This window comes from Alcanivorax sp. DSM 26293, from assembly GCF_900107995.1.
Taxonomy (GTDB): Bacteria; Pseudomonadota; Gammaproteobacteria; order Pseudomonadales; family Alcanivoracaceae; genus Alcanivorax.
The window spans coordinates 140,349-159,738 of sequence record NZ_FNUM01000004.1 but is presented as its reverse complement, the minus strand read 5'-3'; the positions used below and the strand labels follow the sequence as shown (position 1 = coordinate 159,738).

19 protein-coding genes are annotated in these 19,390 nt (G+C 61.2%); 8 read left to right on the top strand and 11 right to left on the bottom strand.

Translation table 11 applies throughout. The features are described 5' to 3' along the window. Positions 1-74: 74 nt before the first annotated feature. Positions 75-590 carry a hypothetical protein gene (locus C4S63_RS09210; protein WP_103917404.1) on the bottom strand — a complete coding sequence of 172 codons (516 nt, stop codon included), beginning with the start codon at positions 588-590 and terminating at the stop codon, positions 75-77. Positions 591-680: 90 nt separating this feature from the next. On the opposite strand from C4S63_RS09210, the gene C4S63_RS09205 reads away from it, so the two are divergent. After that, entirely contained in the window at positions 681-1,982 is a 1,302-nt protein-coding gene (locus C4S63_RS09205; RefSeq protein ID WP_103917403.1) for an MFS transporter, read from the top strand. A gap of 166 nt (positions 1,983-2,148) precedes the next feature. Here C4S63_RS09205 and trmB read toward each other — a convergent pair whose 3' ends face one another. From trmB to ftsY, 8 genes are all read right to left on the bottom strand, one after another. After that, positions 2,149-2,865, bottom strand: a complete 717-nt coding sequence (trmB, locus tag C4S63_RS09200; protein WP_103917402.1) for a tRNA (guanosine(46)-N7)-methyltransferase TrmB — start codon at positions 2,863-2,865, stop codon at positions 2,149-2,151. A 165-nt stretch (positions 2,866-3,030) separates the two neighbouring features. Continuing rightward, the gene (locus C4S63_RS09195; protein ID WP_062814877.1) at positions 3,031-3,810 is read right to left on the bottom strand and encodes a thiazole synthase; all 780 of its coding nucleotides are present in this window, start codon (positions 3,808-3,810) and stop codon (positions 3,031-3,033) included. 48 nt (positions 3,811-3,858) lie between these two features. Beyond that, complete coding sequence (gene thiS, locus C4S63_RS09190; protein ID WP_062814876.1) at positions 3,859-4,056, bottom strand: sulfur carrier protein ThiS; 198 nt, start codon at positions 4,054-4,056, stop codon at positions 3,859-3,861. A gap of 8 nt (positions 4,057-4,064) precedes the next feature. After that, the gene (locus C4S63_RS09185) at positions 4,065-4,433 is read right to left on the bottom strand and encodes a DUF423 domain-containing protein (protein ID WP_082810713.1); all 369 of its coding nucleotides are present in this window, start codon (positions 4,431-4,433) and stop codon (positions 4,065-4,067) included. 392 nt (positions 4,434-4,825) lie between these two features. Further along, entirely contained in the window at positions 4,826-5,689 is an 864-nt protein-coding gene (gene rpoH, locus C4S63_RS09180; RefSeq protein ID WP_062814874.1) for an RNA polymerase sigma factor RpoH, read from the bottom strand. A gap of 303 nt (positions 5,690-5,992) precedes the next feature. Next, positions 5,993-7,021, bottom strand: coding sequence for a permease-like cell division protein FtsX (gene ftsX / locus C4S63_RS09175; protein ID WP_234999979.1), 1,029 nt, complete (start codon positions 7,019-7,021; stop codon positions 5,993-5,995). Continuing rightward, positions 7,011-7,694: a cell division ATP-binding protein FtsE gene (gene ftsE, locus C4S63_RS09170; protein WP_062814872.1), complete on the bottom strand. Its 684-nt coding sequence runs from the start codon at positions 7,692-7,694 to the stop codon at positions 7,011-7,013. The genes ftsX and ftsE overlap by 11 nt, the downstream gene beginning before the upstream one ends. 211 nt (positions 7,695-7,905) lie before the next feature. Further along, positions 7,906-9,096 carry a signal recognition particle-docking protein FtsY gene (gene ftsY, locus C4S63_RS09165; RefSeq protein WP_062814871.1) on the bottom strand — a complete coding sequence of 397 codons (1,191 nt, stop codon included), beginning with the start codon at positions 9,094-9,096 and terminating at the stop codon, positions 7,906-7,908. 257 nt (positions 9,097-9,353) lie between these two features. On the opposite strand from ftsY, the gene C4S63_RS09160 reads away from it, so the two are divergent. The 7 genes from C4S63_RS09160 (at position 9,354) to C4S63_RS09130 (ending at position 15,801) form a co-directional block, all read left to right on the top strand. Next, positions 9,354-10,682 (top strand): pitrilysin family protein, encoded by a 1,329-nt coding sequence (locus C4S63_RS09160; protein WP_062814870.1) that lies wholly within the window; start codon positions 9,354-9,356, stop codon positions 10,680-10,682. After that, complete coding sequence (locus C4S63_RS09155; RefSeq protein ID WP_234999978.1) at positions 10,679-12,097, top strand: pitrilysin family protein; 1,419 nt, start codon at positions 10,679-10,681, stop codon at positions 12,095-12,097. Before C4S63_RS09160 ends, C4S63_RS09155 begins: the two co-directional genes overlap by 4 nt. Beyond that, entirely contained in the window at positions 12,087-12,686 is a 600-nt protein-coding gene (gene rsmD / locus C4S63_RS09150; RefSeq protein ID WP_234999977.1) for a 16S rRNA (guanine(966)-N(2))-methyltransferase RsmD, read from the top strand. The genes C4S63_RS09155 and rsmD overlap by 11 nt, the downstream gene beginning before the upstream one ends. A gap of 196 nt (positions 12,687-12,882) precedes the next feature. After that, a complete protein-coding gene (locus C4S63_RS09145) occupies positions 12,883-13,407 on the top strand; it encodes a methanogen output domain 1-containing protein (protein ID WP_103917466.1) in 525 nt (174 codons plus the stop codon). Then, on the top strand, positions 13,407-14,381 hold the full coding sequence (locus C4S63_RS09140) for a GGDEF domain-containing protein (RefSeq protein ID WP_082810712.1): 975 nt from the start codon (positions 13,407-13,409) through the stop codon (positions 14,379-14,381). The genes C4S63_RS09145 and C4S63_RS09140 overlap by 1 nt, the downstream gene beginning before the upstream one ends. A 181-nt stretch (positions 14,382-14,562) precedes the next feature. Further along, positions 14,563-15,438 (top strand): metal-dependent hydrolase, encoded by an 876-nt coding sequence (locus tag C4S63_RS09135; protein ID WP_103917399.1) that lies wholly within the window; start codon positions 14,563-14,565, stop codon positions 15,436-15,438. A gap of 126 nt (positions 15,439-15,564) precedes the next feature. After that, positions 15,565-15,801 carry a hypothetical protein gene (locus C4S63_RS09130; protein WP_062814866.1) on the top strand — a complete coding sequence of 79 codons (237 nt, stop codon included), beginning with the start codon at positions 15,565-15,567 and terminating at the stop codon, positions 15,799-15,801. A gap of 13 nt (positions 15,802-15,814) precedes the next feature. On the opposite strand, the gene C4S63_RS09125 is transcribed toward C4S63_RS09130, so the two are convergent. Both C4S63_RS09125 and C4S63_RS09120 read right to left on the bottom strand, forming a co-directional pair. Beyond that, a complete protein-coding gene (locus tag C4S63_RS09125; RefSeq protein WP_062814865.1) occupies positions 15,815-16,636 on the bottom strand; it encodes a mechanosensitive ion channel family protein in 822 nt (273 codons plus the stop codon). Further along, a complete protein-coding gene (locus C4S63_RS09120) occupies positions 16,629-19,355 on the bottom strand; it encodes an ATP-binding protein (RefSeq protein ID WP_103917398.1) in 2,727 nt (908 codons plus the stop codon). Before C4S63_RS09120 ends, C4S63_RS09125 begins: the two co-directional genes overlap by 8 nt. Positions 19,356-19,390: the final 35 nt, after the last annotated feature.

Genomic DNA, 19,390 nt, shown 5'->3' with positions numbered 1-19,390 from the left:
CCGCAAAGTCTAAAGCCCGCTCGGTAGCCGTGCAATCGACTACCGGGCGGCAGGGCGTGTAATTTGCCTGTGATTCAGGCCAGGGGAGAGAAATGATCCTCTTCGCCCTGATTGCGGATTTCGATGTGATGGTCCAGAGCCTGATGGACGCGATTGCGTTCATGCTTGCGATCCACATCGATAAGAATCAGATAGTTGCCGTTCTTCACGGATTGCAGGTAGGGGGACAGATGGTGATTGGCATGGGAGATGCCGCGCAGTCCTCCGGCCCAGGCGCCGAAGCAGGTGAAGAACAGGGCGGTGAGTAGCCATACGCCCAGATGGGCGTCCACGCCCCAGGGGTCGATAAAGGCAATGGCATAGCCGGCGATGAGACCGATCAGCAGGCCGCGAGTGGCGCCACTGTAGCCGTTGCTCATGATGTCGGTATCTTCCCAGGGGGTGGTGGCATTGATGCCGTGACGATCCAGCTCGCCCGCATCCCGGGCCATCACGTGGATGCGTTCACCACCGATGCCGGCGGTGTCCAGGCGGGAGATCGCGTTGCGAACCTGTTGCAGGTTGGGGACGAGATAGTAAACCCGATACATACGTCTTACCCTCCGTCGTTATATGTTGGGTTCACGCTAAGCCTGCCACAGTGAGGGCCGGGTCAAAAAGTGATCAAGATGGGGTGAAGCATGGCAAAACAGGATCTTCTCGAGCGCCTTTATGCCCAGGTGGCCAACGAGGAGGATGCGCGAACCTGCAAGGACATCAGTGATGCCGCCTGCCGGGAGGTGCCGGGGAATTTCTTTCGCATCATCAGCGCCAATACCCTGACCAAGATCGGCGATCTGCTGATCAACCCGAAAACCGTGCTGGCCTGGTTGATCACGGCGGTGGGGGCCCCCTCGTCCCTGGCGGCATTACTGGTTCCCATCCGGGAGTCGGGCTCGCTGATTCCCCAGTTGATGATTGGCGCCATGGTGCGCCGCTATCCGGTACGCAAGGGGTTCTGGGCACTGGGGGCGGCCCTGCAGGGGCTGGCAGTGCTGGGGATGGCTGCCGCGGTGTGGATGCTGGAGGGCATGCAGGCGGGCCTGATGATTGTGGGCTTGCTGATCCTGTTCAGCATCAGCCGGGGCTTCTGCTCGGTGGCAATGAAAGATGTGCAGGGCAAATGTATTCCCAAATCCCGCCGCGGTCGCCTTACCGGGTTGTCTGCGACCCTGTCAGGGGCCATTACTTTTGCACTGTCGCTGGTGATTTTCCGGGGGGATTCCGATCCCACCATGGCCTTTTACAGTGCACTGCTGACAGCCGCAGGGGTGGCTTGGCTGATCGCTGCCGTGGTGTTCTTCACCGTGGACGAATTTCCCGGGGCCAGCGAAGGGGGAAATAACGCCTTCAAGGAAGCCGTTGCCAGCCTCGGCCTGCTGAAAAACGATGCCCCTTTCCGGCGTTTTGTTATCACCCGGGCCCTGCTGATGGCGTCGTCGCTGGCCTCGCCGTTTCTGGTGCTGGTGGCCCAGGCCCAGGCCTCGCTGCCACTCCTGCTGGGCAGCTTTGTGCTGGCATCCAGCCTGGCCAGTGCCGTCAGCGCCACCGTCTGGGGGTATATGGCCGATACCTCCAGCCGTAATGTGATGGTGCGCGGTGGCGGGCTGGCGGCGCTGGTCTGTCTGCTGGCCGGCGGGCTTGCCGCCTGGGGGCCGCAGACTGATTGGCTTCACTGGCTCTATCCCCTGGCCTTCTTTGTGCTCGCCATCGCCCATGCCGGCGTGCGCATCGGCCGCAAGACCTACATGGTCGATATGGCCGGTGGTAACAAGCGAACGGACTACACCGCCGTCAGTAATACCGTTATCGGCTTTCTGCTGCTGGCAGTGGGTGCCATCAGTGCCGGGGTGGCGATGTTGGGTAATGACTGGGCCTTGCTGGTGCTGGGGATGATGGGAGCGACAGGGGTCGTCAGTGCGAGATTGCTGAAAGAGGTTTGAGGAAGGCAAGCTTCAAGTTACAAGCTGCAACGCGAGATCCGGTCCGCTGCCAACCCGGCAACATACTGCTCCGCGCGGAAAATCCGTTGGGATTGCGGGCAGAAGAGCGTTTCCGTTCGGAATGGCCTGGCCCGCGCCTTGTAGCTTGAGGCTTGTCGCTTGCAGCTCAGCCCTTCTCAAACAACAGATCCCAGACCCCGTGCCCCAGTTTTTCCCCGCGCCGCTCAAATTTGGTTTCCGGGCGCCAGCTCGGCCGTGGTGAGAACTGCCCGGCGCCGGCCAGGTTAGTGAAGCCGTCGGCGTCGTTCATCACGTCCATCATATGCTCGGAATAGTTTTCCCAGTCCGTGGCCATGTGCAGCACGCCACCGGGTTGCAGCTTGCGTTGCACCAAGGCTACCCAGGCGGGCTGGACGATGCGGCGCTTGTGGTGCTTTTTCTTGTGCCAGGGGTCGGGGAAATAGAGTTGCACCCGGGCCAGGCTGTTATCCGGGATGCACAGCTCGAGAATCTCCACCGCGTCATCGCAGTAGCTGCGCAGGTTGCTCAGTCCGCGCTGCTGGATTTCCATCAACAGGGCGCCCACGCCCGGGCGATGCACTTCAATACCGATAAAGTCCTTGTCCGGATCGGCCTGGGCCATATCCGCCAGGGAGTGTCCCATGCCATAGCCGATTTCCAGCACCCGGGGCACATCGCGGCCAAAAACGGTCTGCGGGTCCAGCATGCCATCCGCCCGTTCCAGGCCAAACTGTGGCCAGAGATTGTTCAGGGCGTTGCGCTGTCCGGCGGTAAGGCGGCCTTCGCGCAACACAAAGCTGCGTACCTTGCGCATGACCTTGCCGGTTTCCGGGTCTTTATCCTGTTTGATGAAGTCGAGCATGGGATTGCCAGGTGAGTTGAGCGGGGGGCGATTGTAGCAAAAACCGTGGCCCGGAGGAGTTCACGTCATCTTGATGAACGGAGGGGGATTATGATCCTGCAAGTCATGGTATTGAAAACCCATTCCCCCTGGCGCCGACTCTCCCCCAAGATCGGCGCCATTTTTTTATCGACTGATACCGTCCAGCGGCGAGGAAGCAGACGCGTAGGCCTTACGGGGCATGCGTCCTGCCAGGAAAGCTTCACGCCCGGCTTCGATGGCTTTTCGCATGGCCGACGCCATCAATACCGGCTTCTGCGCATGGGCCACCGCAGAGTTGAGCAATACCCCATCGCAGCCCATTTCCATGGCAATGGCCGCATCCGAGGCGGTGCCGACGCCCGCGTCCACGATGATTGGCACTTTGGCGTCTTCCATGATCAGGCGGATGTTGTGGGGGTTGAGAATGCCCAGCCCGGAACCGATCAGTGAGCCCAGTGGCATGACCGCCACACAGCCCATGCTTTCCAGTTCCTTGGCCACAATCGGGTCGTCATTGGTGTAGACCATGACGTTGAAGCCATCGTCGATCAGTTCCCGGGCGGCCTTCAGGGTGTGCGGAATGTTGGGGTACAGGGTTTTTTGATCGCCCAGCACTTCCAGCTTGACCAGGTCGTGGCCATCCAGCAGCTCCCGGGCCAGCTTGCAGCAACGCACCGCATCCTCGGCGGAGAAGCAGCCGGCGGTGTTGGGCAGGATGGTGTATTTGTCCGGGCTGATGAAATCCAGCAGGTTGGGCTCATCCGCATTCTGGCCAATATTGGTGCGACGAATGGCCACGGTGACGATCTCCGCGCCGCTGGTTTCGATGGCCTCGCGGGTTTCGTCGAAATCCTTGTATTTGCCGGTGCCGATCAGCAGTCGGGAGGAATAGGTGTTACCGGCAATGGTCAGCAGGTCGGACATGGGGGCCTCGGAGTCAGGTTACTGCGAATGGAATAGGGTCGGGCAGTGTCAGCCACCGCCAATAGCATGGACAATCTCCACCACGTCACCGTCTTTCAGGGTGAAATCGCCATGCTGGCTTTTCGGAACAATATCCCGGTTCACTTCCACCGCCAGCCGGCGGCCGGTTAGGTTCAGTTGTGTCACCAGATCCGCAATGGTGGTGCCATCCAGGGTCAGGGTATCGCCGTTGACGGTAAGCTTCATGATAGAGATCAAACTGCCTTGAACAGGGACCAGGCCAGCATCAGCCAGCCGATGATCAGCGCGGTGCCGCCCAGCGGGGTAATGGCGCCGAGCCACTTCTGACCGCTGAGCACCATCACATACAGGCTACCACTGAACACCAGGGTGCCGGCAAACAGTAGCCAGCCAGCGGTGACCATGCCGCTGGCGCCAAATGCCTTGGCCAGTAGCCCGCATAGCAGCATGGCCAGAGCATGGTAGAAATGGTACTCGCTGGCGGTGGACCACACGGCAAGCATGGAGTCGTCCACGCGGGATTTCAGGCCATGGGCACCAAAGGCGCCGAATATAACGGCCAGCGCGCCGTTCAGGGCGCCGAGTACGAGCAGAATTTTCATGCATTGCTCCGCTGTGGCGGTCATGTCGGGTGCCGCCTCGGGTTGCATAGTGTACCGGAATTATCTCGCCGTCGGGATATTCAAGGCCGCTGTAGGAACGGAGCGTAACGGAGTAACGCACGTAGTGCAGTGCGGCCCGAAGGGTGAGCGCAGCGAATAACACCCCTTGAGGTGCGAACCGGATGTAATGAGGCAGCAACGGCTTAAATTTATTGCAACCGTTCTTGTATAAATCTGTCCAGCCCTGTGATTCCTGATCGCCCTGCGGTCGATTTCCACGCTGGCGCGCGGTTCGCACCTCAAGAGGTGCTCCTACAGGGGGCTAGTGGAACGCGTTGGGGCCTGTAAAAAAGGCCCCTCGAAAGGGGCCTTGCATGTGACTTGCTGCGGAGTTACGCCGCGATGGCGTTGCGCAGTTTCTTGATGGCGTTGTTTTCCAGCTGGCGAATTCGCTCGGCGGACACGCCGTATTCGTTGGCCAGATCCTGGAGGGTGGACTTCTGGTCAGCCAGCCAGCGACGTTCGAGGATGTCGCGGCTGCGTTCGTCCAGTGCCATCAGGGCAGAGCCCAGCTGGCGGCTTTCCCGTTCCTGTTGATCCTGCTCGGCCAGCAGATCCGCCGGATCGCTGTTATCGCTGTGCAGGTAAGCGGCCGGGGAAACCACAGTATTGTCATCATCATCACTGGTGGGGCCGTCGAAGCTGGCATCATAGGCGCCCAGCCGGCCTTCCATTTCCTTGACCTGGGCGGCGGTAACGCCCAGATCGTCAGCCACCCGTTGCGCCTCTTCCATACTCAGGCGTCCCAGCTGTTTCTTCTGGCCACGCAGGTTGAAGAACAGTTTTCGCTGGGCCTTGGTGGTCGCCACTTTCACGATGCGCCAGTTCTTGATGACGTACTCGTGAATTTCCGCTTTGATCCAGTGCACGGCAAAGCTCACCAGACGCACACCCTTGGTAGGGTCGAAACGCTTCACCGCTTTCATCAGGCCCACGTTACCTTCCTGGACCAGGTCGCCCAGAGGCAGGCCATAGCCGGTGTAGCTGCGGGCGATATGGACCACAAACCGCAGATGGGCCAGAACCAGGTTGCGGGCGGCATCCAGGTCCTGCTCGTAGTAATACTGTTCTGCCAAACGTTGTTCGTCGTCTGCGCTGAGCACCGGCACGGCATTAACGGCTCGCATATAGGCGTCCAGGTTGTTACCCGGTACTGCCAGCATAAGCGCCTGTGCCTGAGTGGAAGGGGTTGTCATGCGCGTTGTCTCCTCGTTGAAGACCGATGTCTATCCATGTGTGCCATGATATTAGCACTCGGTTGATTGGAGTGCTAATAGGTAAAAAGGTTCCCGGCGATTAAGCCAGTCGATGGGCAAGTATCGAGTCTAGACCGGCCATGTGAACCGGGGATGAACAAGGAATTGGACTCGGACAAAGGAGCAAGGTTCCGGGGGGGAGGCTGCTGTAGGAGCGGCGCTTGAGCCGCGAACATGCTTGCCACAAGCCGTGCCAGGCATTCGCGGCTCAAGCGCCGCTCCTACAGGGGGGCTGGGGGTAGCTCAGAAATTCGGCTCGATATCGCCCAGGTGCCGGCCCACCGCCAACCAGGCGCCCAGCAGCCCGAGGATGCCACTGAAAGCAGGCAGGACGATCAGGCTGGATGCGGCCATGGCGGTGAGTGATTCATCACTATTGTACAGGGCCAGCAATTCGTCGATGGGCCCGCCCAGCCACCACAATGCCACCTGTACCAGGATCACAGCGGTGGCGCCGCCGGCGAAACCGAAGCAGAAACCGGAGTACAGGAAGGGCCGGCGCACGAAGCCGTCGGTGCCGCCGACGATCTTCACCACCACGATTTCCTCCCGGCGGCTTTCGATGGCCAGGCGGATGGTGTTCACCACCACCAGCACCACGGCGGCGGCCAGGGCCAGGGTGAGGGCCGAAATCAGCCGTTCGCCCAGCTCGATCAGGGCGTGCAGACGGCGCACCCACTCCACATCCAGCTGAACCAGATCCACCCCGTCGGCCTCCGCCAGGCGGTTTTCCAGGGCGCGCAGGGTAACCGGGTCGGTCTCATCCGGGTATACCACGATCAGCGGTGGCAGCGGGTTGTCCGGCAGGGCTTCCAGCACCTCGCCGAAGCCGGACAGGGCCTTGAATTCTGCCAGCGCCTGTTCCCGGGTGATGACCTCGGTGCGGGTAATGTTGTCGAGGCCCTGCCAGTCCCGGGCCAGCTGCCGCTGGCGCTGCTCGCTGATGTTCATGTCCAGAAACACGGACAGGTGGGCATTGCCGTCCCAGCCGCGGGTAATGGCACGGGCATTGTCCAGCAGCACCGCCAGACCGGCGGGCAAGGCCAGGGCAATGGCGATCACCAGGATGGTCATGGCACTGCTGGCCCGGGCCGCGTTGAGCCGCTGCAGCGCATCCCGGAAAGAGTCCTGATGGTGCTGGCGCCAGCTGCGGAAGCGGTCCTGCAGGGAGGTGCGTGCACTGTGGGCGCCGGCCACCCGGCGCACCCGCTCCGGCTTCTGGCGGTTGGCCTTGATTGGAGTGGCGTTCCTGGGCCCCTTGTTAGCTGCCATGGTGCCCCCCTTCATCGCCATCGTGGATTAGTCGGCCTTCACGCAGGGTCAGCAGGCGATGGTTGTAGCGGGCGATCAGGCTCAGGTCGTGGGTGGCAATCAGCACGGCCACGCCTACCCGGGCGAAGTCCTTGAACAGATCCATGATCTCCTCAGAGAGGGCCGGGTCCAGGTTACCGGTGGGTTCGTCCGCCAGCAGCAGCGGCGGCTTGTTGACCACTGCCCGGGCAATGCCCACCCGCTGTTGTTCGCCGCCGGAGAGCATGATGGGGTTGAGCTTTTCCTTGTCCAGCAGACCCACCTTGTCCAGGGCGGCGCGTACCCGCTTGCCGATATCGCTGCGGGCGTAGCCGGCGATGATCAGTGGCAGGGCCACGTTGTCGAACACGGTGCGGTCGAACAGCAACTGGTGGTTCTGGTGAACCATGCCGATCTTGCGGCGCAGCAGGGGAATATGGCGGTTGCCGAACCCGTTCAGGTTCTGGCCTTCGATGAACACCTGACCCTGGGTGGGGCGCTCCAGCATCATGATCAGCTTCAACAGGGTGGATTTGCCCGCCCCGGAGTGACCGGTCAAAAACGTCAGCTGCCCGGCAGGGAGCGTGAAGCTCACCTTGCTGAGTGCGTCTTTGCCATTCGGGTAGCGTTTGCTGACCCGGTCAAACTGAATCATGAGAGTCCTTCGGACAGTTATGCTGTTGTAGAAGCGCGTTCACTGTGCCCTGTGGGTATGAGGCGCGAACAAGCCCGGGTTGCGAGGAGCGAGTTGAAAGTAGCGAAAAGCAAAAGGTTCTGTCTTTTCGAAACTCGCTTCTCGAAACTCGCAACTGTCGGGCTTCGCGCCTCAAGCGCCGCTCCTACGGTGCTATTGGCGAAGGGTGTTGCTACCCCGCCACATCTTCAAACAACGCCTGCACAAACTCTTCCGCATGGAAGGGGCGCAGGTCTTCCAGTCGTTCCCCGACACCGATAAAACGAATCGGTAGACCAGTGCGTTTGGCCAAGGCAAACAGGATACCGCCTTTGGCGGTGCCGTCGAGCTTGGTCAGTGCCAACCCGGTCACGCCGGCGGCATCGCGGAACTGCTCGGCTTGCTGGATGGCATTCTGGCCGGTGCCGGCGTCCAGTACCAGCAGCACTTCGTGGGGCGCGTCCGGAATCAGTTTCTTCATCACCCGGGTGACCTTGGTCAGCTCTTCCATCAGGTTGCCGCGGGTGTGCAGACGGCCGGCGGTGTCGGCGATCAGCACGTCGGCGCCGCGGGACTGGGCGGCCTGGACGGCGTCATAGACTACCGAGGCGGAATCCGCGCCGGTGTGCTGGGCCACCACCGGGATGTCGTTCCGCTCGCCCCACACCTGCAACTGCTCCACCGCGGCGGCGCGGAAGGTGTCGCCGGCGGCCAGCATCACGTTCTTGCCTTCCGCCTTGAAGCGGCAGGCCAGCTTGCCGATGGTGGTGGTCTTGCCGACCCCGTTCACGCCCACCATGAGAATCACATAGGGCTTTTTATCAGCGTCGATCTTCAGTGGCTGGTCAACCGGAACCAACAGTTTGCGCAGCTCGTTCTGCAAGGATTCATAGAGAGCATCCGCATCCACCAGTTCCTCGCGGCTGACCTGGCCGGTCAGCGCCTCGATGATTACATCGGTGGCTTCCACGCCCACATCGGCGACCAGCAGCTGGGTTTCGATTTCCTCGAAAATCTCGTCGTCGATTTCCTTGGCGCCTACCAGCAGGTCTGCCAGGCCCTTGCCCAGACCCTTGCGGGTCTTGCCCAGGCCCTGCTTCATGCGGGTCCAGAAGTTGCCGCCCTCGTCACTGTCATCCGCCGTTTGGGCCTGATTTTCAGCCTGCGGAGCCGGGGTGACAGGGGCCGCTTCCGGCTGGGGCGTGGCCGGAGGCGTCGGCTCGGTTCGGGGCTCTCCGGGGCGGGTCGCTTGCGACTCCGGCTCGGCTCCTGTCTCATTCAGTTCGTCGGCATCCACACCGGTAAACATGCGCTTCCAGAAACCGGTCTTTTTTTCTTCCGGCTTCGGGGCGTTGTCGTCGTCGCGGGAAACTTCGTCGCTCATGTTCAGTCTTATCCAATCGCGAAGAGGGTAAATCGGGCCTCTTCCTTTGCAATGAGGCTGCAAGGACAGGGCAGTAAACCGGTATGCTGGCAGCCTGAGTTCGACAGACTGCCGGCCGGCGATAAATAAAATGCGCCCTCCTGCAGGCTTTGCGTTTGTCTGGCGGGCTTGCAGCAGCCTGACAGCGAACGCGCGGCTATCCTAACACTTCGCTCACGGGGGAGCAGCTTCCGGGGGCGACACAATGAGGACAATGCATGAGACAACTCATGGTGGCACTGGCGGCCATTCTCTGGAGTCTGACCGCCCGGGCCGAGCTGCCCACCCATGCCTTTACCCTGGATAACGGCCTGAAAGTGCTGATCCGTGAGGATCATCGGGCACCCGTGGTGACCGTGATGGTCTGGTTCAAGGCCGGCAGCATCGACGAAGCGCCCTATGAAACGGGACTGGCCCATGTGCTCGAGCACATGATGTTCAAGGGCACCGAGCGACTGGGGCCGGGGGACTTCTCCAAACTGGTGGCCCGCTATGGGGGCAGTGACAATGCTTTCACCAGTTATGACTACACCGCCTATTTCCAGCAGTACGAGGCGTCGCGGCTGCCGCTGGCGCTGGAACTGGAAGCGGAGCGACTGGGCAACCTGAAGATCGACGACGACGAGTTTTACCGGGAGTTGCAGGTGGTGCTGGAAGAGCGCCGCACCCGTACCGACGACAACCCCAATGCCCTGGCCTGGGAAAAATTCCAGGCGGTGGCCCGGCCGGGTACCGGTTATGCCCACCCGATCATCGGCTGGCGTTCGCTGCTGGCCCAGTTGCAGCCGGAGCAGGCGCGCAGCTGGTATGACCGCTTTTATGTGCCGGGGAATGCCACCCTGGTGGTCGCCGGTGATGTGACCCGCGATCAGGTAGAGCCGCTGGTGCGCCGCTTCTTCAGCGATCTGCCCGCCGGTACCACCCCGCCGCGGCCAATACAGACGGTCAATCCTGCCGCTGGCGAGCGGCGTCTGGATCTGGCCATGGCGGTGCAAGTGCCCGCCCTCTACATGCTCTATAACGTGCCTTCCCTGGTCACCGCAGAACAGAAGCAGGACTTCTACGCCCTGACCATGCTCGCCGGTGTTTTGGACGGTGGCATGAGTGCCCGCATCGAAACCGATCTGGTGCGCGGTGAGAAGCTGGTGGCCGGTGCCGGTGCCGGCTACAGCGGCATCCAGCGCGGCGATGGCACCTTTACGCTGACAGCGACTCCCAATCCGGGTGTCACCCTCGAGCAGGTAGAACAGGCTCTGCGCGAGCAGATCAAGACCCTGCAGACCACCTTGCCCAGTGAAGATGAAATGGCGCGGGTGCGGGCCGGCGTGCTGGCCAGCCAGGTGTTCGAAAAGGACTCGGTGATGGGGCAGGCCATGGAGTTGGGCATGCTCAGTACCCTGGGTCTGGATATCGAACTGGCCGAGCAATTTGAGGAACAGTTGGGCAAGGTCACTGCGGAAGATGTGCAGCGGGTGGCCCGCCAGTGGCTGATACCGGAACGGCTGGCCGTGGCCCATGTCGTGCCTGCGCAGGAGGAGGAGCAATGATGCGGTTACCAGCAATCATGGGGGCTGCGGTGGCGGTGTTGATGCTCAGCGCCTGCGCCAGCTTCCCGACCACGGAAAAGCAGGTGGCGGCCAGCGAGCCCCAGGCGCCGCAGCTGGATATCCAGTCCTGGCAGACGGACCAGGGCGCCAAGGTCATGTTTGTGCAAAGCGATGCCTTGCCCATGCTGGACATTCGTCTGGTGATGGCGGCGGGCAGTTCCCAGGATGACGGCTTGCCCGGGGTGGCGTCCCTGACCAGTGCCCTGATCGGCCAGGGTGCGGAGGCCTTGAGTGTGGATGACATCGCCCGGGGCTTTGAAGATCGTGGCGCCAGCTTTTCCTCCAGCAGTTACCGGGACATGGGCATCATCAGCCTGCGAACCCTGTCGGCGGCGGAATATCGCCAGCCGGTGGTGGCGCTGTTCAATCAGGTGATCGGTTCGCCCAGCTTTCCCGAGGAGGCCCTGGATCGTCTGCGGACGCGCGCCATGCAGGGGCTGCGCATGGAGCAACAGGTGCCCGGCCCCCAGGTCAGCAAGGCATTCATGAGCACGGTGTTTGCCGACCACCCCTATGGCCAGCCCAGCGAAGGGACGATGGAGAGCCTGCCGAAGATCCAGCGCCAGCAGCTGGTGGATTTCTATAACACCTATTACGCCGCTGGTAATACCGTGATCGCCATGGTGGGTGACCTGTCCCGCAGTGAAGCCGAGGAAATCGCCGCACAAATCAGTGCGGCACTGCCGGCGGGGCCGGCGGCACCGGAGTTGCCCCGGGCCGAGGCACTCAGCGAGCGGAAACGCGAGCACATCCATTTCCCCTCCGCCCAGACCCATATCCTGCTGGGCAACCAGGCCACCTGGCGGGGCAACCCGGATCACGTGGCGCTGCATGTGGGCAACCAGATTCTCGGCGGTGGCGGTTTCGCGTCCATTCTCACCGATGAAGTGCGCCAGAAACGGGGTTATGTGTACGGCATCGGCAGCGGCTTCTCGGCCATGGCGGCGGGCGGTCCCTTCCAGGTGCAGTTCAAGACCGCCAACGAGAATGCCGATGAGGCGCTGACCCTGACCCTGGACCTGATCGACACGTTCGTTGAAGACGGTCCCAGCCAGGCGCAACTGGAACAGGCGCGGGCCAATATCCTGGGCAGCTTTGCCCTGAGCACCGCCGACAACAGTGACATTATCGGCCAGCTCGGCGCCATCGGCTTTTACGGTCTGCCGCTGGATTACCTGCAGTGGTTCAACCGCCAGGTCCGCCAGGTCACCGTGGAAGATATCCGCGATGCCTTCCGCCGAACCCTGGATGTGGACGATTTGGCCATCGTCAGTATCGGCCCCGAGGCACCACAGGTCCTTGAGGATCAGGACAATGAGAACGGCGGGGAGAAGGACGCGGACAGTGGCGAATAGAGGTTCGACTCGCAAAGGCGGCGCTACCAGCAAGGGGCAGGTGCGCATCATTGGCGGAGAGCGTCGCGGTCATCGGCTGCAGTTCGTGGATCAGGGGGGCGATCTGCGCCCCTCTTCGGACCGCATGCGCGAAACCCTGTTCAACTGGCTGCAGTTCGAGTTGCCCGGCCTGCGGGTACTGGATCTGTTTGCCGGCTCCGGGGTGTTGGGCGCAGAGGCCCTGAGCCGTGGCGCCCAGCGGGCCGTGCTGGTGGAAAAAAAACGCGAACGGGCCGCCGATCTCAAACGTCAGTTGTTGCCCCTGTTCGACGATCGTATCCACATCCACAACGCCGATGCCATGCAGTGGTTGGCCAGCAGTGCCTCGCAGTTTGATCTCGTGTTCGTGGACCCACCCTACGATCTGGGCCTGGCGGAACCGGCCTGTGCCGCGCTGGAATCTCACGGGTTGCTGGCGGACAAGGCCTGGGTCTATGTGGAAAGCCGGCGTCACGGAGAGGTGCCTGTGGTGCCGGCAAACTGGCAGCTGTACCGAGAGAAAAGCGGGGGCGATATTTTTGCCCGTTTGTTTCTTCGTCAGACAGTTTGATTCCCATTCGTCGGTTTCTGACGGGGCAAGCGGACCGGCGGCGCACAAATGGGGGTAAATGGTATACACGAGTGTGACTGTGTGATTGATGTCACAGTAGTGGCGATGAATCATAGATATGAAGCCATTGGGGGAGATGGCTGCCAACGACGGTATCACCAACCCGTCACCGGCTCATGGGAAGACGGGGGCAAATATGGAAAAGAACTTGGAACGGATTCAGGTTGCATCAATCGGGTTGGACAAGGATCGATTCTTGCGCCAGTTGCTGGGCTACCTGGCCGAGTCGTTGCAGGAAGTGACCGGTATGGACCAGGCAGAGGGATTTATCTCTCTGGTGGGCCAGAAAATCGGCGACGAACTGAACGCGCATTATCTTCAATCCCTGAAACTGACCAAGCTGGATCGTCACCAGATTGCCGCCGTGCTGGTGGATCTCAAACGTCGTATCGATGGCGATTTTTATCTGATCCATGCGGACGAGCGACAGCTGGTGCTGGGCAACCGTCGCTGCCCGTTCGGTGACAAGGTCATCGGCCGTCCCGCCCTGTGCATGATGACGTCCAATGTATTCGGTGTGATCGCCGCCGAAAATGCCGGCTATGCCCGGGTGGATATCCAGAAGGCCATTGCCAATGGCGATGGTCACTGCCATGTGGTGGTTTCCCTGGATGGTAACGACATGGAGGCGGGGCGGGAGTATTTTCGCTCCGGGGAGTGATGCCACTTTCTGCGGATTGCCGGGCATTGATCGATGCGCTATCCATGCCGGTGTTTGTGGTGCATGGTGACGGTAGCCTGGAATGGCTGAACCGAAGAGCGAGACAGTTGCTGGCCGGCAGTGCTCCGCAGAGCATCAAGAGTCTGTTGGCCTCCCCTTCGCAAAGTGATGCCTTCCTGCGCGTAATGCGTCGCAACCAGTCATTCTCCCACCTGGCACTGCACCTGCGGGCGCCGCTGCAGGACAGCTACATTGCCAGCACCCGTATTGCCCGAGAAGGTGAGTTTCTCGATTGCTGGTTGCTGGAGCTGTTGCCCCGGCAGCTGGTGGTAGGCGGCATGCATCAACTCTCCCAGATGATCCAGCGGACCACGGCGCTGAAAAGAGAGCGGGCGGTAGCGGAAAAAACCGCGCAACTGGCGCTGACTCAGGCGTCCCGGGATTCCCTCACCGGCATTGCCAATCGCCGGGCCTTCGATGAGTGTCTGGCAGCCGCTCTGGTCAAGGCAGACCAGCAGCAGGACTGGCTGTCGGTAATGATTGTGGACCTGGACTATTTCAAGGCCATCAATGACACCCACGGCCACGACCTGGGCGACCAGGTGCTCAAGCGGGTGGCACGGTTGCTCACTGGTGCCATCACCCGCCGTGGTGATCAGGTGGCCCGCATCGGTGGTGAGGAGTTTGGCGTGTTGCTGCCCGGAGCAGATGTGCATGCCTCTTTGAAAGTGGCCTGGCGGCTGGTGATGACGTTGCGTCAATACAATGCCGGTTGCCCGGCTGGCGACAGTTGGCACCCGGTCACCTTGTCCGTGGGGGTGGCAACCCGCTGTCCCGATCAGAGCATCAGCGGCCGTGACCTGATGCGCCAGGCTGACCGGGGCCTCTATCTGGCCAAGGAGCGGGGCCGTGACCAGGCGGTGCACGCGGTCCCGTCCGCGCAGACCGATCCTCCCCTGGCGGATACCCGCTAGGCAGGCAGGCGACAGCCAGACCGGAGAGCGTGACGGGCAGGAACAACGGATGTGTGACAACACACAAAGGCAGGGCGGTTGCCGGCCATTGCGGGCCACCGGAAACAGGAAATGGCGCAACCTGCACTAGTGTCCCATTTTGCGCTGGCGAATACTGTGAGCCTATGCAGGAGGATTTGCCATGAACAATAAAGCGGTTGCGACGTCGCCGAGCGCGCCTAAAAAACTGAATAACAGTGATATCCAGCCCCGCAAGATGGATTTTTCCTTCGACCCGGCCATGCCCCGGTACTGGTTCGATAATGACCAGTTCAAGACCATTTTGCTGACGGCCCTGTCCTGTACCTTCCCGGAAGGGGAGCGCTTCTTTGTGCGCTCCGTGCGTCATTACCAGAAGCAGCTCCGCGATCCGCTGCTGCGCGAGCAGGTAAAAGGGTTTATCGGTCAGGAGGCCCACCACGGCAACGAGCACGATGCCTTCAACCATTTCATGGAATCCAAGGGTGTCCCCACCCGCAAGGTGGATGAGTTCGTCAATCGCGGCATGCGCTTCATGGCCAAGCACCTGTCACCGCAACGGCAACTGGCCAAGACCTGTGCGCTGGAACACTTCACTGCCATGCTGGCGGAGTTGATGCTGGAACATCCGGAATTTTTGAAGGGCATGGATGAGCGGATGTTGCCGCTCTGGTTATGGCATGCGGTGGAAGAAAGTGAACACAAGGCGGTCGCCTTTGATGTGTACCAGGAGCAGGTGGGCAACTACTGGGTACGCACCTCGGAAATGGCGTTTACCACCCTGGAATTCATCAGTTTCACCATTTTCCACTACCATCAGCTGCGCAAGGGCATGGACGACCCTACCGACTGGCGCTCCGTGCGCGGCGGCGTGAACTGGTTGCTCGGCAAACCGGGTTGGTTGCGAAAACTGGGTAAATCCTACCTGGCCTATTACAAACGGGATTTTCACCCGGCCAAGCGCGACAGCACCTTCCTGCGCAAGCAGGGTTTGAAGAAGCTGTCCCGGATGCTGGATCGATCGGATCTGGCCGGCTGAAGGCGAGCGTAACGGGTTCGACAGAGTGGGCCGGGGGATGACCTTGGGCCCGCTGACCCTGCCCGGGTCTTCATGTTTTCCTGTCGCACAGGCGTGTTACGGTGGCAAGACACCACGGAGGTGTTTATGCGCTGGTTTAAGACCCTGAAAGACATGCTTTTCCCCAATCGTGATCCTCACGATGAGACGCCCGACCCGGAGCGGCGGGACTACCACCCGGCCCATGAAGGAGACACCCCGGAGGATCTCCACCGTGGCCGGCATCGTATCAAGGAGACCTTTACCAGCCACTGGGACCTGGACTACATGCCCCGGGAGGAGCTGGAGGACGTGTTGGCGAAAAACCGGGACGAGAAAAAATAATCGTCCCTTCCGGCTATTGCTGGCTGCCGCCGCGCCGCGGGCGAGGAATCTGCTGTTCCTGAAAGCGCCGGGAAACCCGCACCACAATATCGCTCTGGAAAGCCTTCTCGTAATGCACGTCCAGCACGTAGGCCTTGGAGCGCAGGCGAATGGCGAGCATATCGCCGATCTCCACTTCCTCGATGGCAAAGGACACCGGTTTTTTCAGGTAGGCATAGCGGCTGGTGACAATCACTTCCTCAATAATCCCTTTCGCCACGTCCAGGTCTGCATCCAGGCCCACGTGAAAGTCGGTGACGATCATCATATCCAGTTCCCCGGAGTTGCCGGAGGCCACCACATCGGTGATGAAACGGGAGTTGGGAATGGTCACCAGGTTATCGTCCAGGGTCTGCAGGCGTACGGTGCGCAGACCGATGGAGACGATCTCCCCGTACACATCATCAAAGCTGACCCGGTCACCGACCCGGAAGGGGCGGTCGAACAGCAGCAGCAGGCCGGCCACCAGGGAAGCCGCAATGTCCTTGAGGGCGAAGCCCAGGGCCACGGCGATGGAACCACCGGCGGCCAGCATGAATTCCTTGGGGGGCTGCAGCACGCCGATGATCAGCGCGGCGGTGCCCACGGTGTAGAGCACAAAACCGATCAGGGTGGTGATCTGCAGAATCAGAAAGCGCCGGGTGGGCAGCTTTTCGGTGATCTTCAGGCTGGCCTTGCTGATCCCCCAGTTCAGTGCCCACAGCACAAAGCCGCCGATAAACAGCAGCAACAGGGCGTAGATGTTGAACAGCTCAACCACCACCGCCAGATCATTGACGATATTGCCTTCATTCATTGAGCAAATTCTTCCTTGTCAGGTAACTGATCACCTGCTGATACCACAGGGGTTTCAGCCGGTAGCGGCCATCCTCGGATTTATTCAGGAAACCGGCATCAAAGCCGCCCTTGAGCGCGTAGCGCACCACATTGCCAGGCAGGTTGGTCACATGGCTGATTTCCTGGCTGGTCAGATTTTCATGGGTGGCGATGGCGGCATACACGAACAGGGCGTTCTCGCCCATGCTGTCGAGAATGCTGGCTGAAGGAGGCGTGGGCAGCCCCACCAGCACCTGCCGGCCATGGGGTTTTACCGAGGTCAGCCAGAGCCGCAGGGCCACCATGGGATTGCCGCGACAGGCATCCCAGAGCAGGCTGAAATAGCGTTGCTCCGCGTTGCGGACATTGCCGGCTTCCGGCCCCCGGGAAGACAGCAGTACCTCGTCGTAGCGAACCCGATGACCACTGAGATGGTTGCGCGCCAGAATCAGTGAGCGGATATCGGTCTGTCCCCAGCGCTTCACTTTCACCACATTACGGAACTGGTAATCACGGCCGAACACATTGCACAAATAGGCCCAGCTCTGGTTATTGATCATCAGCAGCCAGAACACATTATCCAGCCGCGCATTGACCAGGCTGAGTACGGTGCGCCAGCCTTCCAGGCCACCGATTTCCTTGAGAAAGAAATTCTGGGCCTCGTCCAGCACCACCAGGGTGGGCTGGCGTTCCTCGTCACTTTTCACCAGCGCTGCCGGGCCCTCGTTGGCCAGATCCACATCCAGGGCGTCACCGATCAGGGCGAGGATGGCGTCCGGCTCAATGGTTTTGGCGGGCACCGTGAGCGTGATCAGATTGAGGCCCTTGCAGCTTTCGGCCAGCGCCCGCTCCAGCCGGTCGATGCTGACCGTTTTGCCACACCCCTTTTCGCCGACCACCACCTGGGCATTTTCGTCGGTCTTGTCCTCGTGCCAGCGCTGGATATTTTTTTCCATGGCGGCGACCAGTCCGGTGTCCACGAAGGGCGTCTTGCTGCCTTCCGGCAGACCGGTGGCGAACCAGCGTTCGTAATGTTCATCCACCGGCTGCTCATTGTCGGGGTCTTCTTCGTCATTGTTGATGCGAGTGCGCAGCCGGAAAAGGCGCGCCTTGAAGCGCATGTACCAGTCAAAATCCACCAGCACCCGATCGACAAAACCCACCAGGAAACTGGCCAGGGCAACGGGAAGCAACAGGGGGGCAAACAGCCAGAACAGCGCCGGAGTGAGCAGTTTTTCTGCCAGCGGGTCCAGCCGGGACGGCAGGATGGCCTGCAGGCAACGCTGATAGTCCTGGGGGCGCAGCGCCAGCAGTCGGCCCAGGCCCCAGTAAATGGCCACCAGCAAGATGCCCAGGCAGACGTAATAGAGCAGAGACGGGCCCAGGCTCTCCCAGACCACCAGCAGGGGAAGCCAGGGCAACACCAGCCAGCGGGAAATGAAACGGGCGTGGTCGTGAACCTGTCGGGACTGGTCGCTGCTCAGGTAGGCGTTGGCGCTTTGTGCCACCCGGATGACCAGCCATTCACCGATCAGGCAGAACAAGCCGTAAATGACATAGAGTCGGGCCAGCGGTAACAGCCAGACCAGAATGCGGGTGGAAGGGGTGTCCAGTGGTGCGGTGAGCAGGTCCAGAATCACCCACAAAAGCACCCAGGGAAGCATCGGCGCCAGGCCACTGATCAGACGGCTGGCGTTGCGCAACCAGCGGCGCTCGCCACTGGCACTGACCACGGACTCGTGCAGGCTGAGGGCCCATTGGCGGGTGCGCCGGGCCAGCCGAATCAACAGCATGAAGCCGGCGATACCCAGAATCAGCGCGACACTGTTCTGCACCAGCGGCAGGAAGTGTTTGTCCTTGGCCGTTTCCTGCAAATCCAGGTTGATCACCTGGGCCGTATCCAGCAATCGCTGGCCGATGCGTTCGCCTTCGTGCCGGAGTAATGCCGGAGTCTGCGAGGGGCCGCCCATGGCATCAATCTGGCTCCACAGTGAGCGGCGCTGCCACAGGTCGGCGCGCAACTGGCGAAGCTGACCCTGGATTTCCAGGCGAGTGCGCAGCAGGTCGCGCCATTGCGCGGTGGGCTGGGGCGGAGGGGTCAGGGCCGGGCTCTGGTACCAGAGCTGGTCCAGCCGTTGCAGCGCCTGCTTGGGTGACGGCCCAAGCATGGGAAGTATTGCCCAGGTCTGCTGCACATGCTCGCGGAGCACGTTGGCGGCCAGTCGGGCGGGTTCGGAGACATCCTGGCCGTCGCTCAGTGCCTCCAGGTGCTGGTAGAGCCGGGCCAGGGTTGCGAAAGACTGGCGCTGGGTATCGGGAAGTTCGATGAAGCGCTGGCGCAGGGCATACAGTGTCTGGTCCTGGCGGCCCAGCTGTCCGACCAGGGTATCAATATCGTTTTGCAGGGCCTGACACTTGTTGTCCGGCAGGTTGCGTTTGGCCGGTTTCGGCGCGGGCAGGGCGGCGGTTTCGCCAAGGGGCTGGCCAAGCAGATGGGTCAGTGTTTCAGGAGCGGGTACCTGACCATTCAGATAGCGCTGCAATTGTTGCAGGTCTTCTGCCTGCTGCTGTTTTTCCTGCTGGAGCTGCTCCAGGGTCTGGCCGGCGGCTTCACAGGCAGCAACGCCATTGGCTTGCGCCGCGGCGGACAGGGCCAGAAAAATGACAGCAGCACAGAGCCGTAAACAGGGCGATACCATTCGCAATTCCTTTTCCTCAGCAAGGCCCATTGTAG

What these genes read in the sequence shown, in the direction of transcription:
- C4S63_RS09210 (WP_103917404.1), bottom strand. Translation starts at nt 590, where the DNA reads ATGTATCGGGTTTACTATCTCGTCCCCAACCTGCAACAGGTTCGCAAC.
- C4S63_RS09205 (WP_103917403.1), top strand. Translation starts at nt 681, where the DNA reads ATGGCAAAACAGGATCTTCTCGAGCGCCTTTATGCCCAGGTGGCCAAC.
- trmB (WP_103917402.1), bottom strand. Translation starts at nt 2,865, where the DNA reads ATGCTCGACTTCATCAAACAGGATAAAGACCCGGAAACCGGCAAGGTC.
- C4S63_RS09195 (WP_062814877.1), bottom strand. Translation starts at nt 3,810, where the DNA reads ATGTCCGACCTGCTGACCATTGCCGGTAACACCTATTCCTCCCGACTG.
- thiS (WP_062814876.1), bottom strand. Translation starts at nt 4,056, where the DNA reads ATGAAGCTTACCGTCAACGGCGATACCCTGACCCTGGATGGCACCACC.
- C4S63_RS09185 (WP_082810713.1), bottom strand. Translation starts at nt 4,433, where the DNA reads ATGAAAATTCTGCTCGTACTCGGCGCCCTGAACGGCGCGCTGGCCGTT.
- rpoH (WP_062814874.1), bottom strand. Translation starts at nt 5,689, where the DNA reads ATGACAACCCCTTCCACTCAGGCACAGGCGCTTATGCTGGCAGTACCG.
- ftsX (WP_234999979.1), bottom strand. Translation starts at nt 7,021, where the DNA reads ATGGCAGCTAACAAGGGGCCCAGGAACGCCACTCCAATCAAGGCCAAC.
- ftsE (WP_062814872.1), bottom strand. Translation starts at nt 7,694, where the DNA reads ATGATTCAGTTTGACCGGGTCAGCAAACGCTACCCGAATGGCAAAGAC.
- ftsY (WP_062814871.1), bottom strand. Translation starts at nt 9,096, where the DNA reads ATGAGCGACGAAGTTTCCCGCGACGACGACAACGCCCCGAAGCCGGAA.
- C4S63_RS09160 (WP_062814870.1), top strand. Translation starts at nt 9,354, where the DNA reads ATGAGACAACTCATGGTGGCACTGGCGGCCATTCTCTGGAGTCTGACC.
- C4S63_RS09155 (WP_234999978.1), top strand. Translation starts at nt 10,679, where the DNA reads ATGATGCGGTTACCAGCAATCATGGGGGCTGCGGTGGCGGTGTTGATG.
- C4S63_RS09145 (WP_103917466.1), top strand. Translation starts at nt 12,883, where the DNA reads ATGGAAAAGAACTTGGAACGGATTCAGGTTGCATCAATCGGGTTGGAC.
- C4S63_RS09140 (WP_082810712.1), top strand. Translation starts at nt 13,407, where the DNA reads ATGCCACTTTCTGCGGATTGCCGGGCATTGATCGATGCGCTATCCATG.
- C4S63_RS09135 (WP_103917399.1), top strand. Translation starts at nt 14,563, where the DNA reads ATGAACAATAAAGCGGTTGCGACGTCGCCGAGCGCGCCTAAAAAACTG.
- C4S63_RS09130 (WP_062814866.1), top strand. Translation starts at nt 15,565, where the DNA reads ATGCGCTGGTTTAAGACCCTGAAAGACATGCTTTTCCCCAATCGTGAT.
- C4S63_RS09125 (WP_062814865.1), bottom strand. Translation starts at nt 16,636, where the DNA reads ATGAATGAAGGCAATATCGTCAATGATCTGGCGGTGGTGGTTGAGCTG.
- C4S63_RS09120 (WP_103917398.1), bottom strand. Translation starts at nt 19,355, where the DNA reads ATGGTATCGCCCTGTTTACGGCTCTGTGCTGCTGTCATTTTTCTGGCC.